This window comes from Chthoniobacter sp., assembly GCF_040003245.1.
Lineage (GTDB): Bacteria > Verrucomicrobiota > Verrucomicrobiia > Chthoniobacterales > Chthoniobacteraceae > Chthoniobacter.
In genome coordinates, this window is sequence record NZ_JBDUCX010000155.1 from 1 (window position 1) to 15,644 (window position 15,644).

Here is a 15,644-nt window from a genome sequence, read left to right on the forward strand (position 1 = left end):
CGGCCTCGCCTTCATGCCCGGCGTGCTCGCCTCGTGCAGCGAAGACGGCAAGATCTCGCTCTGGGACGCCAAGGAGGGGAAGGAAATCCGTTCGTGGAACGCCCATCCGGGCGGCGCTGAGTGGGTCGACTTTACGCCCGAAGGCAAACTCATCTCCTGCGGTCGCGACAAGATCGCCAAGGTCTGGGATCAGGACGGCAAGGTGCTCGGCCAGACTGCGCCGATGGGCGACATCGCCCTGCGCGCCGGACTCTCCAATGATCGCATGATCGTCGGCGATTGGACCGGTAAAATCCAGGTCACCAAGCTCGACGGCAAAGCCCTCGGCGAACTCACCGCCAACCCGCCGTCGCTCGCCGAGCGCGTCGCCGACACTGCGAAGAAACTCACCGACGCTCAAGCCGCGCTGCCCGGTTTGCAACAGCAACTCCCCGCCGCCGAGGCCAAGCTGAAAGCCGCGCAGACCGCCGCGGACGACGCGCACAAGGCCGCCATCGCCGCCGCCGAGACGCACAAGCTGGAAGCGCAAAAGATTGTCGACGCGCACAAAGCCGCCGTGCCCGCGGCGGAGAAGAGCCTCGCGCAATGGAAGACGGAATTGCCCGCCCTGCAAAAGGCGATCGATGACGCCAAAGCCGCCACAGCGGCCGCGCAGAAAACCCTCGCCGAAAAACAGGGCGCCATCAATACGCCCCCGGCCGATATCGACAGCGCGAAACAGGAAGTCACGGCGAAGACCGCTGCGCAGGCGGAAACGCAAAAGCCCTTCACCGCCAAAAAAGAGCAGATCGCCCAAGCCGAGGCCGCGCTGGCCAAGCTCCGCGCCGCCACTCCCGCCAGCATCGCCGCTGCCGAGAAAGTGTTGCAGCAAGCCGGCACCCAACTCGCCGACGCGCAAAAGCCCGCCGCGCCCGCTGCCGCCGTCACCGCCGCCGAGCAGGAACTCGCCAAGATCAAGGCCTCGCTCGACGAGACGACCGCGCAGCTCGCTTCCTCCAAAGCCGACGCCGAGCACTGGAAATTCGCGCAGGTGTTGCAGCATGCTCACAACGCCCACACCGCTCTCCTCGACAAACAGTCGCAATACGACCAGCTCGTGCAGGCGATCAAGGACGCCCCGCAGGCCATTGTGAACGCAAAGAACGATCTCGCGAATGCGCAGAAGACCGTGGCCGAAGCGCCGAAGAAGATTCAGGACAAGGAAGCCGCGTTCGCCCAGGCTCGCGAAGCCGTCGAGACCGCCAAGAAAGTCGTGGCCGCGGCTGACGACGCCTCGAAGGAAAAAGACAAGAGCGCGCAGACCGTCATGGATGCCGCGCCCACCATGGGCGACGTCACGGCGTTGACCAAGAAGATGGAGACGCTCAACGCGGACGCCGCCAAATTGCGCGAGGAGCGCAATTCCCACTCGCCCGGCAGCCCGGAATACGTCGCCCTCCAGACCAAGTATCAGGCCAAAAAAGCGGAGATCGTCACCACCCAGGCCGCCCTCACGGCGGCCAGCGTGAAGAACATGGAAGCCCCCGAAGTCAAAACCGCGCAGGCCGAAGCCGACAAGGCGCGGGCCGCTTTGGACGACGCCAAGCGCGCCTTGAAGCCTGCGGTGAAGGCGGCGGCGGAAGCCGAGAAAGCCATCGCCCAGGTGAAGAAAGACGTCGAGGCCGCCACCCAACTCGCCGCGCGTTTGCAGAAGGACATGCCCCAGATTGTGAAAGACGCGGAGACCCAAAAGGTCCAGGCCGAGCAAGCGGCCACCGCCGCCGCCAAGGAAGTCGAGGCCGCCAAGGCCGAAGCCGACAAGCGCCGCGCCGACTACGAGACGCTCAAGACCGGCGGCGCCAAAGCCGCGGCCCTCGCGACTCCGCCCACGAAGTCCTAAGAGACGACGAAATCGATCGCGAAAGAATGGCGGAGGATCCCGGCTTGAGAAATCAAGCCGCCTCAAGGTAATTAAAGGCAATTCAAGGTGCGCGTTCTTAGTCCCGCGCCTTCGTCGGGCGACGTCACGCAGCGGGGAATCACTTTGCGCTCTTGGCGTGAGGTGTTATATCATCCGGCGTTGCCCCCTGAATGAAGCTCCAACCCATTGGAAGTTTGCTTTCTCGTTCTCTCCTCGCAGTTGCCCTCTTTCTGCCGATCCAAATCGTGGTCGGACAAACCGTAGCGCCGGGTGGTGCCACTGCCGGAAGCGATGCGGCCAAGCGACTGGAATGGCTGAAATCCCGGGGCGGGGCGGAAGCCGCCCCTTCGCCCACGCCGACCCCCGCTCCCGTCATCAAAAAGCGTTTCGCGGAAATCCGCGCCCCGGCCCTGCGACCCTTGGACGTGCGTCCTGAAGAAACGCCCGCACCCAACCCGACGCCCGTCCAGAAAGCGGTCGTGGACACTCAATCCGCGACCCCGGCACCCCGGCGTACTGCCGACGCGCACGCTGCCTCCCCGACCCCCACTCCCAAAAAGACCCGCCTCGCCGACCGCGCCACCGCCGAGACCCCGCCCCCTGCCGCGCCGCGCGCCCCGGAGACCCCCGCCGCCACGCCCCGCCCCAAGATCGCGCGCGCCTCGCCCAGCCCCACCGCCAGCCCGCGTCCCATCGCCCAGCGTGCGCCGGCGACGCATGCTGCGACCAGTCCCACCCCCAGCCCACGCCCGATCGCTCAGCGCGCGTCACCGACCCCCGCCGCCACGCCCAGCCCACGTCCCATTGCCCAGCGCGCGACCCCGACACCGGCGCCGCTCAAGATCCAGCCCGCCGCCACCCCCTCCATCCGGATCACCTCCACCACCTACAACAACAACGTCGCCAGCCGCTATCCGTGGAAGACCAACATCGTCACCACCGTCTTCTGGATCGGCGAACCCGTGGGCGGCCACAATTTCACCCCGAATTTCGCCAGCTCGTGGGACTCCAATTGGACGCGCGCCTACGGCGGCTACGACAACCCCAACCCCGAGGCGCGGCGCAACTTCATCCCGACCAAATTCACCCCGCGGCAAAACCCCTTCTACGTCGCCCTGCCTTACAACGACGTCACCCGCGGCACCACCAAACCCGAGGCGCGCGTCGTCATCCCCTGGTTCCGGGAAGCCTTTCGCAAAGAAGGCCAATCCGTCTGCCGCGACCGTTGGATCGCCATCCGCAACCGCGTCGGCCGGGTGGTCTACGCCCAATGGAGCGACTGCGGCCCCTTTCGCACCGACCACTGGCAGTACGTCTTCGGCATGGAGAAGCCCAAGCCGAATCTCAACCAAGGCGCCGGCCTCGACGTCTCTCCCGCCGTGCGCGACTATCTCGGCCTCCAGAGCACCGACGTCACCGACTGGAAATTTGTGGAAGCCAAGGACGTCCCCGGCGGCCCCTGGTCGCTCTATGGCGACAACAACACCTGTCCCCAGAAAAGTGCGCGCTTCACCAAGTCCGGCGGCCAGCCCCCGGAAGTCGCCGTCACCCGCATCCGCCCGTACTGATCGTCCCGCGATGACCTTGAGCGGCACCGTTGCCTCTCCGCCACTCGTGCCGGGTTGGAGCATCTGCCAAAGTAATTTCCGGGTCACCGGCCCGGAGGGCCTCCGGCGTCCAAAGCCAGTGCGGACTCAGCAATTACCTTTGGCAACCGCCATGGAAATCTATTTCGCGAGATGCTTTGGCGCCGGTTCGTCGACTTTTGGAATCGGCGCCCATCCTTGGAGAAAATCCGTGCTGAGCTGATAGATGCGCAGCCGCAACTGATAGACATGCCGCTCCATCGCAAACACGGCCTGCCCGCTGCCGCCCCGCGTATCGAGCGCTCCCACGACGAGATCCGCTTCGTAAAACTTCCGCCAGGCCTCCTGCGACTTTTGCAATGCGGCACGATATTCCGGGTCGGCCGCCTGCAGCTTCGCCTGGTAAATCCGCTCCAGCTTGCCCTCGTTGAAAGCAATCAGTTCCGGCAGATGAAGCTTGGGCGATTCCTGAACTAATCGCTCCAATTGCGCCTCGGTGAGCGGTTCCGCGGCGCAGACCGGTCGCAGAAAAGCGGACGCCAGCCACGTAAGGAGAAACATCAATCGATAGGACATAAGATGAGTGTCATGTGCCTGACATGGAACCCGAATGGCGCCGCTTCATTCGTCTCCTCGCTTGCACCCCAGGTAAATCATGTAGACGGCGCCTCCGGCAAAAATGGCGACGGTGGCCCAAAAGGCGACCGGCGCGTCCTCGACGGAAAGCCGCCCGCCGCGGGAGGAGCCCGTGCGCCCGGTGACGACCGAACCCACCACGAAAGACGCGAACAATAATGCGCCGAAGAAGTAAGGAATCCTCGATTTCATTTCGGCGGCCACTCACTGCCCTCCAGTTCCTTGGGCAACTGCGTCGGATCCACCGGGTAAATCTTCTTCAGATCGATCACTCCCTCCGGTCCGAACTCCGCTTCCGGCGCGCCCACGATCAGCCACAGCACCTCCGCGTCCGTGTCATTGAAGACCTGCCGCAACTGCCCGGGTCCCACCAGGATTCCGCCATGCTGCGGCACCGTCAGCGTCTCCTCGCCGACGCGAATCCGCCCCGTACCCTGCACCACAAAATAGAACTCCTCGGCCAGCACATGCTTGTGCAGCGTATTGGCGCTGCGCGGCGGAAACCGCCAGAGTCGCGCACCGAGCATCTCGCTTCCCGTCCGCTCCAGGAAATCCGCATTCGGAATCCGCATCATGTTCGACGGCCGCCAGGACAAGTCCTCCGGCTTGATCAGGCAATATCCCTCAACCGGTTTCATTCCGTCGGTCTCCCTTGGGCGAAAAGGTGCGCGCTCACCTCCGCATGCATCGACTGCAACGCCCAAAAACAACCCTCCGTTTTGGTCAGCGACTCTCCGCCCAGAATTTTTGCCGAGAGCTTCTTCCAGAACCGCTCGAACGCAATGCGCTCTTCCTCCATCGCGTCGTAGACCGCGAGGATTTCCGCCATTGAATGCTGGCTCAGGTGAAATTGGCGCAAGCCATCACTGCCGATTCCCCACACCGCCGCCGTGCTGGCATACGGGCGCAAGGCGCGCGGAATCTCCGCCGGCTCCAGCGTCGCTTGCTGGGCGTGCCACGCGGTCAGCCGGGCGCGGATCGCCTCTTCGCCTGCGGGGATGTCGCGGGATGCTTTTGCACTCATGCCAGAAAAAGCAAAGCGCCCCGCTCGCGGTGGAGCAAGCAAAAGCAGCCCTGGATTCGCTCTCGCTAAACCCCGCCGGATGGCGTGAAACTTCGGAGCGGAAAAAGGGGAAAGGAGGCAGTCAACCAATCGTGACGGGCACCGTCGACCACGGCGGCAGATAGCTGTTCAAGCCCCGGCGAATTTACGGTGGCGATTCGCTTTTGAGTTTCACAAAGCGTGCCGACGTCAGATGTGCCGTCGTCTCCAATTCAACGCCACACGCATCGGCGAAATCACACAGGACTCGAATTCTCGCCGAATGCCCACCTTCGACGAAGGAAAACAGCCGCTCCATTTCCTCGGCGCCAAAAATGCAGTAGCCTCGCCCCTCGATGGAGTGACGCACACGGGAAACCAGATCAGGAGAAAGGCGTTGTAGATTCATGAAGGGCGAACACTTCAGCGATACCCCTAGTCTCCTTGTTAAAGGGGCATCCGGCCAATATCTTGTCCGCATCGGCCCTATAGCCCGCGGCTATGCGACCACACCAGCGCGAGTGTTTCACACTGAGAATGTCGCTTCATCCTCAAATATGGCGATAGCGTGTGGCTATCGATGACACATGGCGGAAGAGGAAGCCCCCAATGACATCGAGATTCCGCAAGTAGCAGTCGAGGGGATCGGGGAACCAACCACAGAAAATACCCCACCCCTGCGAACAGGAAGCCAACCGGGAAATCCCGGATGGATATTAACTATAATAAACGAACGCTGGAATCACACCGTCGCCGATTCATCTACTATGAATAGAATCTTCCATTTGGGGTTGGTCGCAGCGAGTTGCGTTTTGCTGGCCCAGCCGATGTACGCGAAAGACGATAAAAAGGGTGACGATAAAAAAGATGGCGGAGGTGGGAAGAAAGGGGACGGGGGCAAGCACGCTTCGGCTCCGAAGGACCATGGGGGAGGAGCGCCAAAATCGGCAGACAAGAAGGCCTCCGCGCCGCATTCCGTCGCGAAGTCCCCCCAGCAATACCATGACAAAAAGTCCGCTCCGGTCACCCAGTCGCGTCCGCATGCGGACCGCGTGCCCGGGGTATCGCGCACGAAATCCTTCACCCAGCCCCAGCAACACCACGCGCCGAGCGTGGTTTCGGGCGGCGGGACGAATCAATATAGCCATGTGCCGGTGAACGCGCAGAATTCCCGGTCGTCGGCCGGGAACCACGGGCGCACGGGCAACTACCAGCCTTCGGTCGAAGTGTCGCGGAGTTGGGATCGTCGAAGGTCCCACACCTGGAATCAGCATCACTACCGGTGGAACGACGGTAACTGGGTGATCTTCGAAACCGGCGCGTATGACTATCCGTACGGTTACGACAACGGTTACAATTCCAGGCGGATATACGCCTCCCAGTCCCTGGCGGTGAGCGTCCAGCTCCGGCTCAGCCGGCAGGGTTACAATCCGGGACCGGCAGACGGCGTGATCGGCGGGCAGACCCGCCGCGCGATCGCCGACTTCCAGATTGACCACCGCTTGCCCGTCAACGGCGAGATCGATGATACGCTGCTTCAGGCCATGGGCCTCAATTAGCGTTACCGGCCGTTCTTTCTCCCCTCGTGGCCGAATAGGTTCGCCGTGACGCGTCCCAGGTCATGCCACCGTCCGGATCAGTATTTTGAAAGGCATGGCTCTTCCCTATTGTAAATCTGGACACGTTTCATCGCGGAGCCCCTCTATTTCCCTCCTCCGTCCTCCAGCTCCTCGAAAAATTCACCGGCGTGAAAGAGCCGAACATCACCGACTGGCGCCGCCAGACCTTCGGCGACCTCACCTCCGCCCTGCGCTTCGACGAACCCAAAGCCACCCCGCCACCGCTCCCCGACACCACCGGCCCCCTCAGCCTCGCCCGTTTCGAAGCCGCCAACCTCCCCAAGCCCACCCTCCCCGGCGCCGACCCAAAAACGCCCACCCAGGAAAAAGGCCAGCGCCAACGCACCTCGCCGAAGAAGGCATAACGATCACCGGTGTAGCGCGTGTATCCTCACGCGCGGGTGCGAACATTCAATCTCGTCTTGCTCCCATAGCTTTAGACTATGGACCGTTACCGCAGGAGGTATTGGCCGGATTGCTGATCAAGCGCATCAGTGGGGTCATGGAAAATCCCGCAACGCATTGGAGGCTTCACGCACATGAAAGAGGACATAAGTCGAACCCAAGGCGGCAGCAAGAAACGCGCAGTTAACGCTACAGGACGTGGAGCCGACTTTTCAAAACTTCACGAAGCTACTCTCACGAGTGGGCCACGCTACTCACCAAACAAAGCAAATAACAAAACAAAATAGCCATATGAACCTAACCACAAAATTCCACCTCGCTCTCGCGCTTGCGGCGGGCATGTTCGCCACCTCTGCGATCGCCGGCCCCGGCGGCCATAGCGCCACTGACTTCCCCGTCAAAGTCACCTCCAAGGCAGAGGCCATGACCTGCTGTACTGCGAAAGCCAAAGTCGCCATGGCCTGCACCTCCTGCAAGACGCTCGACGTGAAAGAGGGCGAAAAGGACAAGGCGGGCATCATGTCCTGGTTCGCGCCCGACGCGAAGCACGACTGCGCCGGTTGCGGCGGCAAGATCACGCTGAGGGAGACCGGCGCCGGCAAGGGCACCAGTGTCGCCGAATACACCCACACCTGCAGCAAGTGCGGCGACAAGTCCGCCTACGTCTGCACGGATCACAAGAAGGCGTAAGTCCATCGGGAGCCAACCCCCAGGCGGAGCCGTCCAGCGCCAGCGCGTCGGGCGGCTCCCCCCGGCCGCCATCTTGAGTGGGTCGGGGGAAAGGCGCGGCAGAAGTGGCTTCTAATACCGGCGATCCTGCCAGCCAACCTGTTCGTGACATGCCTTCACCATCCGACAAAGAACGCCCCACGACGGGCGGTGCAACGTCTGCTTCAAGGCGGTGCGCGAGGGCGATCAACTCTGCAATATCAAGTTTGGCGATCACATCGTCACCGTCTTTTGTCCGCTCTGCTTCGAGGCACTTGAGACCGATCCGCAAGCCTTTCTCGGTCGCAAACTTCCCGCGCGGAAGGACAACCCCTCCATGTTCTGAGCCACCATGAGAACTGCGACGCTCGTCATCCTTCTGACAGCCTTCCCGATTGCGCCGCGGATTCTCACTGCCGGAGGTGAACTTTCCGAGCAGCAAGTCGTTCACGAAGCGCTCGCCGCCAATCCCGCCCTGCAAGCATCGGCGGCCAAGTGGGCGGCGATGAAGGAGCGCGTGCCCCAGGCCAGGGCTTGGGAAGATCCGATGACGGGGGTCAAGCTCATGCGCTCCGGGACGACAAGCTTCAGCCGTTACAGCGATTCGGAGTGGATGGCCTCGCAGGCGCTGCCGCTCTCCGGGAAAAACTTGAGCCGAGGCCGCGTCGCAGAAGCCGAGGCCCGCGCGGCGTATGAAGACGTGCGGCGCGTGCGGCTCGATGTGGTAGCGAGAGCGCGGGCTGTTTACCACCGTCTGGGCAACGCCTATGCGCAACTTGCGCTCAACCGGAAGAACCAGGGTTTGCTCGTGCAGTTCGTCGAGGAGAGCAAGGCGAAATACGAGGTCGGCGCAGTTTCGCAGGCGGATGTGCTCGCGGCACAAACGGACGCCAGAAAGTTGGAGCAGGAGCGCTTCCGATTGGAACAGGATTTGTTCGCGCAGCAGTCCGCGCTCAATGTGCTAATGAATCGGGCCGCCACCGCACCCGTTGGCCAGCCAGCCGCGATTGCTTTCAAGCCGTTGGCTAGGAAATCGACGGAACTCGAACCCCTCATTCTGGCCCACCGCCCCGAGATCGCAGCAGCCGAGCGGAATGTCCTGGCGGAACAAGCGAAGCTCCAGCTGGCGCATCGCGAATGGATTCCCGATCCGCAAGTACAGGTGGCGGCGCGGCATTTTCGTGAAAGCTCAGACGTCTTTACGGAATACGACACCGCCGTCTACTTTAGTGTCCCGTGGGCCAACCCCCGCAAATACTCCGCCGGTGTGCGGGAAGCCGAGCAGAACGTCGAGAGCGCACGACGCACTCTGGAATCGGCGAAGACGGAGGCGCTCGGGCTGCTCCGCGATCAGCTCAGCAAGATCTCCTCGCTCGCCCAGCAGTATCAACTTTCTCGGGACAAAATCGTGCCGCTCGCGGCAGCAACCGTTGAGACGCTTCAGGCTGGCTACCGCACGGACATCAGTAACTACCTCGAGGTCATCACTGCCGAGCGAACCTTGCGCGACGCGGAATCCGCAGCCTCTTCGGAACTCGCCGATTACCTGGCGGCACTGGCGGAACTCGACGCCCTGGTCGGCATCGATGACGAAGGCGGGGATGCGAAATCCACACCCAAAAAATCGAAAAGATGAAGCGCATCCTTGTCATCCTCGGCGCAGTGCTGCTGGTCGCGGGCGCAGTCGTATTCTTCACGCGCAGCCGCGCCTCCTCCTCCATCTCCGGGAAGAGTGCGCCAGGCGAACGCCAGGTGAAGTATTACAAATCCACTATGATGCTTGGCGAAATCAGCCAGGCGCCGCGGCAGGACAGTATGGGCATGGATATGGTGCCGGTCTATGAGGGCGAGAACGACCGCGGTGCGATCGCGATTGATCCAGTAACGACTCAAAACATGGGTCTGCGCACGGCCCTCGTAACGAGAGGCGCGGTGCAAAGAATCATCCGCACCGTCGGCATGATCGACTTCGATGAGACCGCGCTCAGCGACGTGACCACGAAGTTCAAAGGCTGGATCGAAAAACTCTACGTCGACTCGACCGGCAGGCAGGTCCACAAGGGCGAACCGCTTTTTGAAATCTACTCCCCCGACCTCTACACCGCGCAAAACGAATACGCGCTCGCAGCCACGCGCGGCGGCGGGCTGAAGGAAAGTGCGCGCACCAAACTCAAATACTTCGATGTGTCGCCCGAGCAAATCGCGGAACTGGAGAAGAGCGGGCAGCCAAAAAAGACTCTGAGCGTCAGCGCGCCGCGGGACGGGATCGTGGTCGAGAAGATGGTCGTTGAGGGGCAGATGGTCGAAGCGGGGATGAAGCTGTATCGCGTCGCCGATTTGAGTACCGTGTGGGTTCAGGCGCAGGTCTATGAGCAGGACTTGGGTTTCATCAAACTCGGCCAGGAAGCTCTCGTCAGTCTGTCGTATCTGCCGGACCGGAAGTTCCGCGGGCGCGTAACCTACATCTACCCGACCGTCGATGAGAAGACCCGCACCGCGAAGGTGCGCATGGAGTTTCACAATCCCGGCTTCTTTCTCAAACCGGGAATGTTTGCAACGGTGCAGATTGAATCCGAAATTGCAGACGACGCGGTGCTCGTTCCGGACATGGCGGTGTTGCGGAGCGGCGAGAAAAACACAGTCTTTATCGCGCTAGATGGCGGCAAGTTTGAGCCGCGCACGGTCACGCTCGGAGCGCGGTCTGAGAACTACACGTATCAAGTGCGCAGCGGTCTCGAGGCCGGCGAGCGCGTGGTTACTTCCGGTCAATTCATGCTCGATTCCGAGAGCCAGCTCCGCGAGGCGATCCAGAAAATGATTGAGCCGCAAGCTCCGCCAGCCGCGCCGGGCGAGCACGGCGAAAACAAGCCCGAGGTGCCAGTAGCGGTCAGTGCCGCCATGCCCGTCGACGATTCCATCTCGTTCATCTGCCCGATGCCCGAGCATATTTCGATCAAGTATCAGCGCCCGGGCAAGTGCCCGATTTGCGGCATGGGCCTCGTCCCCGTTCGGAACGACATGCTCAAGAAGCTACAGCCGGGTGGAAAGGTCGATCACTACACCTGCCCGATGCCGGAACACGCCGACGTGAACATGACCAAGCCCGGTAAATGCCCGCGCTGCGGCATGACGCTCATCCCCGTCATGATCGCCCCCGCGCTGACTCCTGCGACTGAACCGGCGACGCCACCCCCGGCGTCCGGGCACCAGCACTGAGCGGACACATCATGCTCAAGGCCATCATCGAGTTCTCGCTGCGGAACAAATTCATGGTCCTGCTCGCCGCGGTGGTGCTCGTGCTCACCGGCCTGTTTTGCCTGCGCAACATGCCGCTCGACGCCATCCCCGATCTCTCCGACACCCAGGTCATCATCTACACCGAGTGGCCCGGCCAGGCGCCGCAGATCGTCCAGGATCAAGTCACCTATCCGATCACCACCAAGATGCTCTCCGTCCCCAAGGCGAAGGTCGTCCGTGGCTACTCCTTCTACGGTTACTCGTTCGTCTATGTCATCTTCGAGGATGGCACCGACCCCTACTGGGCGCGCAGTCGCGTGCTCGAGTACCTCAGCTCGCTCAGCTCACAGTTGCCCCGCAACGTCGCCCCCGCGCTCGGCCCGGATGCCACCGGCGTCGGTTGGGCGTTCATGTATTCGCTCAACTCCAAGGAGCGCAGCCTCGCCGAGTTGCGGTCGATGCAGGATTGGTATCTCAAGTACCAGCTCACCTCGGTGGAAGGCGTCGCCGAAGTCGCGTCGCTCGGCGGCTTCGTCAAGCAGTACCAAGTCACCGTCGATCCCACGAAGCTGCGCGCTTACAATCTCTCCATCGCCGAGGTCAGCATGGCCATCCAGAAGAGCAACGGCGAAGTCGGCGGACGCTCCATCGAGATGGCCGAGAAGGAGTTCATCCTCCGCGTCCGCGGCTACATCCAGAGTCTCGACGACTTGCGCAAAGTCGCGCTCGGCGTCGGTGCGAATGGCGTCCCGATCCTCCTCGGGGAAGTGGCCAATGTGCAACTCGGCCCCGACATGCGCCGGGGCATCGCCGAGCTCAATGGCGAAGGCGAGACCGTCGGCGGCGTGGTCGTCGTCCGCTACGGCGCCAATGCCCGCGAAGTCATCCGCGCGGTGAAAGCGCGGCTCGATCAAGCCATGAAGGGCCTGCCCGCCGATGTCAGTTACACCATCGCCTACGATCGCACGGCGCTCATCGATCGCGCGGTCGAGACGCTGGAGGGAAAGCTCGTCGAGGAAAGCATCGTCGTCGCGCTCGTCTGCATCGCCTTCCTCCTCCACTTCCGCAGTGCGCTCGTCGCCATCGTCATCCTGCCCATCGCCGTCCTCGTCTCGTTCATCGTCATGTACAGCCAGGGCATCAGCTCGAACATCATGTCGCTCGGCGGCATCGCCATCGCCGTGGGCGCCATGGTCGATGCGGTCATCATCATGATCGAGAATGCGCACAAGCACATCGAGCGCGACGGCGGCAAAAAGCCGCATTGGGACATCATCCGCGATGCCTCCATCGAAGTCGGCCCCACGCTTTTCTACTCGCTGCTCGTCATTACCGTTTCGTTCATCCCCATCTTCACGCTGCAAGCGCAAGAGGGCCGCCTCTTCAAGCCCCTCGCCTTCACCAAGACCTATTCGATGGGCGCCGCCGCGCTGCTCGCCGTCACCCTCGCGCCCGTCCTCATGGGCTACTTCATCCGCGGCCGCCTGCTCCCCGAGGACAAGAATCCGCTCAACCGTCTGCTCGTCTGGCTCTACCACCCGGTCATCGATTTCGTCATCCGCTGGCGCTGGTTTGTCATCGGCAGCGCCGCCGCCATCCTCCTGGCGACCTGGTTCCCGCTCAGCCGGCTCGGCTCCGAGTTCATGCCGTCGCTCTACGAAGGCGACCTGCTCTACATGCCCACCACGTTTCCCGGCATCTCGCCGACCAAAGCGCGTGAGCTGCTCCAGCAGACCGACAAGATCATCAAGACTTTCGGCGAGGTGCACCGTGTCTTTGGCAAGATCGGCCGCGCCGAGACGGCGACCGATCCCGCGCCCTTCGACATGGTCGAGACGACCATCTCGCTCAAGGACGAGAAGGAGTGGCCCCTCGTGGACATCCAGGACGGGCAGGGGAAAATCGTCGCGCATCGCCGCCGCACGCCCGACGAACTCGTCACCGCGCTCAACGCCGCCATCCAGTTTCCCGGCCTGAACAACGCCTGGACCATGCCGATCAAGACCCGCATCGACATGCTCGCCACCGGCATCAAGACGCCCGTCGGCATCAAGGTCGCCGGCGCCAATCTCGCGGAATTGGAACGCGTCGCCTCCGAAGTCGAGGCCGTCATTCGCCAGGTGCCGCACACCTCCAGCGTCTTTGCCGAGCGCGTGATGGGCGGCAACTACATCGAATTCACCATCAACCGCGACGAGATCGCCCGCTACGGCTTGCGGGTCGGCGACGTGCAGGATGTCCTCGAAGTCGCGCTCGGCGGCATGCCGCTCACCACCACTGTCGAGGGACTCGAGCGCTACACCGTGAACCTGCGCTACGACCGCGACTTCCGGGAAAACCTCGAGTCGTTGCGCGATATCATCGTCCCCGCGCCCACCGGCGCCCAGGTCCCGCTCGGCCAGCTCGCCGACGTGCGCACCGTGCGCGCCCCGATGGGCATCAAGAGCGAAGGCGCCATCCCGAACGCCTGGATCTACGTGGACGTGAAAGACATCGACATCGGCACCTACGTCCAGGCGGCGCAACGCGCGCTGAACGAAGCCATCGCCCGCGGCACCGTGAAGCTGCCCAGCGGTTACAACATCTTCTGGAGCGGCCAGTACGAATACATGCAGCGCGCCAGGCAGCGCCTCGCCATCGTCATCCCGCTCACCCTCCTCATCATCGTCCTCATCATCTACCTCAACACGAGGTCCGCGATCAAAACGGCCATCGTCATGCTCGCCGTGCCCTTCTCCCTCGTCGGCGCGTTCTGGATTCTCTACCTGCTCGGCTACAACCTCAGCGTCGCCGTCTGGGTCGGCATCATCGCCCTCGCCGGGCTCGACGCCGAAACCGGCGTGGTCATGCTCCTCTACCTCGACCTCGCCTACGAGCAGTGGATCGCCAATGGCAAAATGACCACCGCCGCCGACCTACGGGATGCCATCTACCACGGCGCCGTCAAGCGCGTCCGCCCCAAGGCCATGACCGCCACCGTCATCGTCGCCGGCCTGCTCCCCATCCTCTGGAGCCACGGCGCCGGCGCCGACGTCATGAAACGCATCGCCACCCCCATGATCGGCGGCGTCGTCACCTCCACCATCATGGAACTCGTCGTCTACCCCGCCATCTTCTTCCTCTGGCGCTCCCGCTCCCTCCGCCCGCAAACTCCGCCCATCGAGGCGATGGCGTTGGCCCGGTGAAAGAGGGAGCCGAGGGTTGCAGCGGCGGATCAGGGTAAATTCACGGAGTCTCGTCGTCCTCCGAATCCTGCGCGCGATCCGCATGGCGGGCGGAGGCCCAGAAGACGATGGAGGCGAGGCCGATGGCGAAGGGGGCGGGGAAGAAGAACCACAGGTCCGGCATTGGTTGGTTCGGATGCGAATTGGCGACGACGTACCAGATGAGAAAGCCGCCGAAGATGACGGAAGGCCCGGCGAGGAGCAGCGCGGACCAATGGCCGCGGGTGGCGGGCCAGAAGCTGAGAAACCCCATGACCAGGAAGGTGAAGACGGCCCCGAAGATCCAACCCAGGCCGGCATCGATGTTTTCAGCGAGGAGCAGCATTTGGGTCACGGCAGGGTTTTACAGCACATCACACGCCGGATTTGAAGGGTGCCATCGGCAACGCCAATCTTATACCCCCTTTCGTCATTAACCTGACTGATCACGCGACCCCGGTTTCTGAGGAGGGATGAATCAGGAACCAGACGAACCACCTCCGCCCGCCTCCGGGGTTTCCTGCTTTCCTGATTGCTACTCTTTCTTCTCTGCGTCGAGGTTGCGGAGGAAGGCGTGCGCCTTCGCCAGGGCGCGGGCGCGGTGGCTTTGGCCGTTCTTCACTTCGGCGGAGAGCTGGCCGAAGGTCTCGCAATAGCCGGCGGGGACGAAGAGGGAGTCGTAGCCGAAGCCGCCTTCACCGCGCTCGTGGTTGATGATCACGCCTTCGACCGCGCCGTCGAAGGTGCCGAGGACGGCGCCGTCGCGGGCCACGCACATCACGCAGCGGAAACGCGCGGACCGCGCCTTGCCGCGGACGGCGTCGGCGGAGAGCTCGCGGAGGAGCCGGGCGCGGTTGTCGGCGTCGGTCGCCTGCGGGCCGGCGTAGCGGGCGGAGATGACGCCGGGGGCGCCGCCGAGGGCGTCGACCTCCAGCCCGGAGTCGTCGCTGAGGACGTAGCTGGGGAAGAGGCGCGAGGCGGCCACGGCCTTGATGGCGGCATTCTCGGCGAAGGTGGCGCCGGTTTCTTCCGGGGCGGGCACTTCCGGGCGGGCGTTGAGGTCGGTGACGTCCCATTCCGCGCCGAGGATGGCGCGGATCTCCTCGGCCTTGTGGGCATTCTTGGTGGCGATGAGCAGGCGGGGCATGATGGGGGAGCATGGCGAAGGCGCGTGGTGTCGCGCAAGGGGAAGAAAGTGCTCAGTGCTCAGTGCTCAGTGCTCAGTGCTCAGTGCTCAGTGCTCAGTGCTCAGTCTGAGGTGCGCGAGATTTCTGGACCACAAAATAAGGAAATCAGCGATGATGGAAA

The 15,644-nt window shown here is 62.9% G+C and carries 14 protein-coding genes and 2 pseudogenes; 9 read left to right on the forward strand and 7 right to left on the reverse strand.

Going from position 1 to position 15,644, the window contains the following annotated elements; all coding sequences use genetic code 11:
• Together ABJF10_RS19740 and ABJF10_RS19745 are read left to right on the forward strand one after the other, a co-directional pair.
• Positions 1-1,879: pseudogene (locus ABJF10_RS19740) on the forward strand (hypothetical protein); the annotation flags it as partial.
• A 191-nt stretch (positions 1,880-2,070) separates the two neighbouring features.
• Positions 2,071-3,468, forward strand: coding sequence for a hypothetical protein (locus ABJF10_RS19745; protein WP_348546326.1), 1,398 nt, complete (start codon positions 2,071-2,073; stop codon positions 3,466-3,468).
• Between the two features lie 159 nt (positions 3,469-3,627).
• Here the strand turns inward: ABJF10_RS19745 and ABJF10_RS19750 are convergent, their stop codons facing one another.
• From ABJF10_RS19750 to ABJF10_RS19770, 5 genes are all read right to left on the reverse strand, one after another.
• The gene (locus tag ABJF10_RS19750; RefSeq protein ID WP_348546327.1) at positions 3,628-4,062 is read right to left on the reverse strand and encodes a lysozyme inhibitor LprI family protein; all 435 of its coding nucleotides are present in this window, start codon (positions 4,060-4,062) and stop codon (positions 3,628-3,630) included.
• 45 nt (positions 4,063-4,107) lie between these two features.
• Entirely contained in the window at positions 4,108-4,314 is a 207-nt protein-coding gene (locus ABJF10_RS19755; RefSeq protein ID WP_348546328.1) for a hypothetical protein, read from the reverse strand.
• Positions 4,311-4,760, reverse strand: a complete 450-nt coding sequence (locus ABJF10_RS19760) for a cupin domain-containing protein (RefSeq protein ID WP_348546329.1) — start codon at positions 4,758-4,760, stop codon at positions 4,311-4,313. Before ABJF10_RS19760 ends, ABJF10_RS19755 begins: the two co-directional genes overlap by 4 nt.
• Positions 4,757-5,146, reverse strand: coding sequence for a hypothetical protein (locus ABJF10_RS19765; protein WP_348546330.1), 390 nt, complete (start codon positions 5,144-5,146; stop codon positions 4,757-4,759). The genes ABJF10_RS19760 and ABJF10_RS19765 overlap by 4 nt, the downstream gene beginning before the upstream one ends.
• A gap of 184 nt (positions 5,147-5,330) precedes the next feature.
• On the reverse strand, positions 5,331-5,573 hold the full coding sequence (locus tag ABJF10_RS19770) for a hypothetical protein (protein WP_348546331.1): 243 nt from the start codon (positions 5,571-5,573) through the stop codon (positions 5,331-5,333).
• A 358-nt stretch (positions 5,574-5,931) separates the two neighbouring features.
• On the opposite strand from ABJF10_RS19770, the gene ABJF10_RS19775 reads away from it, so the two are divergent.
• The 7 genes and pseudogenes from ABJF10_RS19775 (at position 5,932) to ABJF10_RS19805 (ending at position 14,318) form a co-directional block, all read left to right on the forward strand.
• Positions 5,932-6,723 carry a peptidoglycan-binding domain-containing protein gene (locus ABJF10_RS19775; protein WP_348546332.1) on the forward strand — a complete coding sequence of 264 codons (792 nt, stop codon included), beginning with the start codon at positions 5,932-5,934 and terminating at the stop codon, positions 6,721-6,723.
• Positions 6,724-6,875: 152 nt separating this feature from the next.
• Positions 6,876-7,148 (forward strand): annotated as a pseudogene (locus ABJF10_RS19780) (phospholipase); the annotation flags it as partial.
• A gap of 331 nt (positions 7,149-7,479) precedes the next feature.
• The gene (locus ABJF10_RS19785; protein WP_348546333.1) at positions 7,480-7,878 is read left to right on the forward strand and encodes a hypothetical protein; all 399 of its coding nucleotides are present in this window, start codon (positions 7,480-7,482) and stop codon (positions 7,876-7,878) included.
• A 211-nt stretch (positions 7,879-8,089) separates the two neighbouring features.
• Positions 8,090-8,242, forward strand: a complete 153-nt coding sequence (locus ABJF10_RS19790; RefSeq protein ID WP_348546334.1) for a hypothetical protein — start codon at positions 8,090-8,092, stop codon at positions 8,240-8,242.
• Positions 8,243-8,248: 6 nt separating this feature from the next.
• Positions 8,249-9,532, forward strand: coding sequence for a TolC family protein (locus tag ABJF10_RS19795; RefSeq protein WP_348546335.1), 1,284 nt, complete (start codon positions 8,249-8,251; stop codon positions 9,530-9,532).
• The gene (locus ABJF10_RS19800) at positions 9,529-11,112 is read left to right on the forward strand and encodes an efflux RND transporter periplasmic adaptor subunit (RefSeq protein ID WP_348546336.1); all 1,584 of its coding nucleotides are present in this window, start codon (positions 9,529-9,531) and stop codon (positions 11,110-11,112) included. Before ABJF10_RS19795 ends, ABJF10_RS19800 begins: the two co-directional genes overlap by 4 nt.
• 11 nt (positions 11,113-11,123) lie before the next feature.
• A complete protein-coding gene (locus ABJF10_RS19805) occupies positions 11,124-14,318 on the forward strand; it encodes a CusA/CzcA family heavy metal efflux RND transporter (protein ID WP_348546337.1) in 3,195 nt (1,064 codons plus the stop codon).
• A gap of 40 nt (positions 14,319-14,358) precedes the next feature.
• On the opposite strand, the gene ABJF10_RS19810 is transcribed toward ABJF10_RS19805, so the two are convergent.
• Both ABJF10_RS19810 and rdgB read right to left on the reverse strand, forming a co-directional pair.
• Positions 14,359-14,691, reverse strand: a complete 333-nt coding sequence (locus ABJF10_RS19810) for a hypothetical protein (RefSeq protein WP_348546338.1) — start codon at positions 14,689-14,691, stop codon at positions 14,359-14,361.
• Positions 14,692-14,871: 180 nt separating this feature from the next.
• The gene (gene rdgB, locus ABJF10_RS19815) at positions 14,872-15,483 is read right to left on the reverse strand and encodes an RdgB/HAM1 family non-canonical purine NTP pyrophosphatase (protein WP_348546339.1); all 612 of its coding nucleotides are present in this window, start codon (positions 15,481-15,483) and stop codon (positions 14,872-14,874) included.
• Between the last annotated feature and the right edge of the window lie 161 nt (positions 15,484-15,644).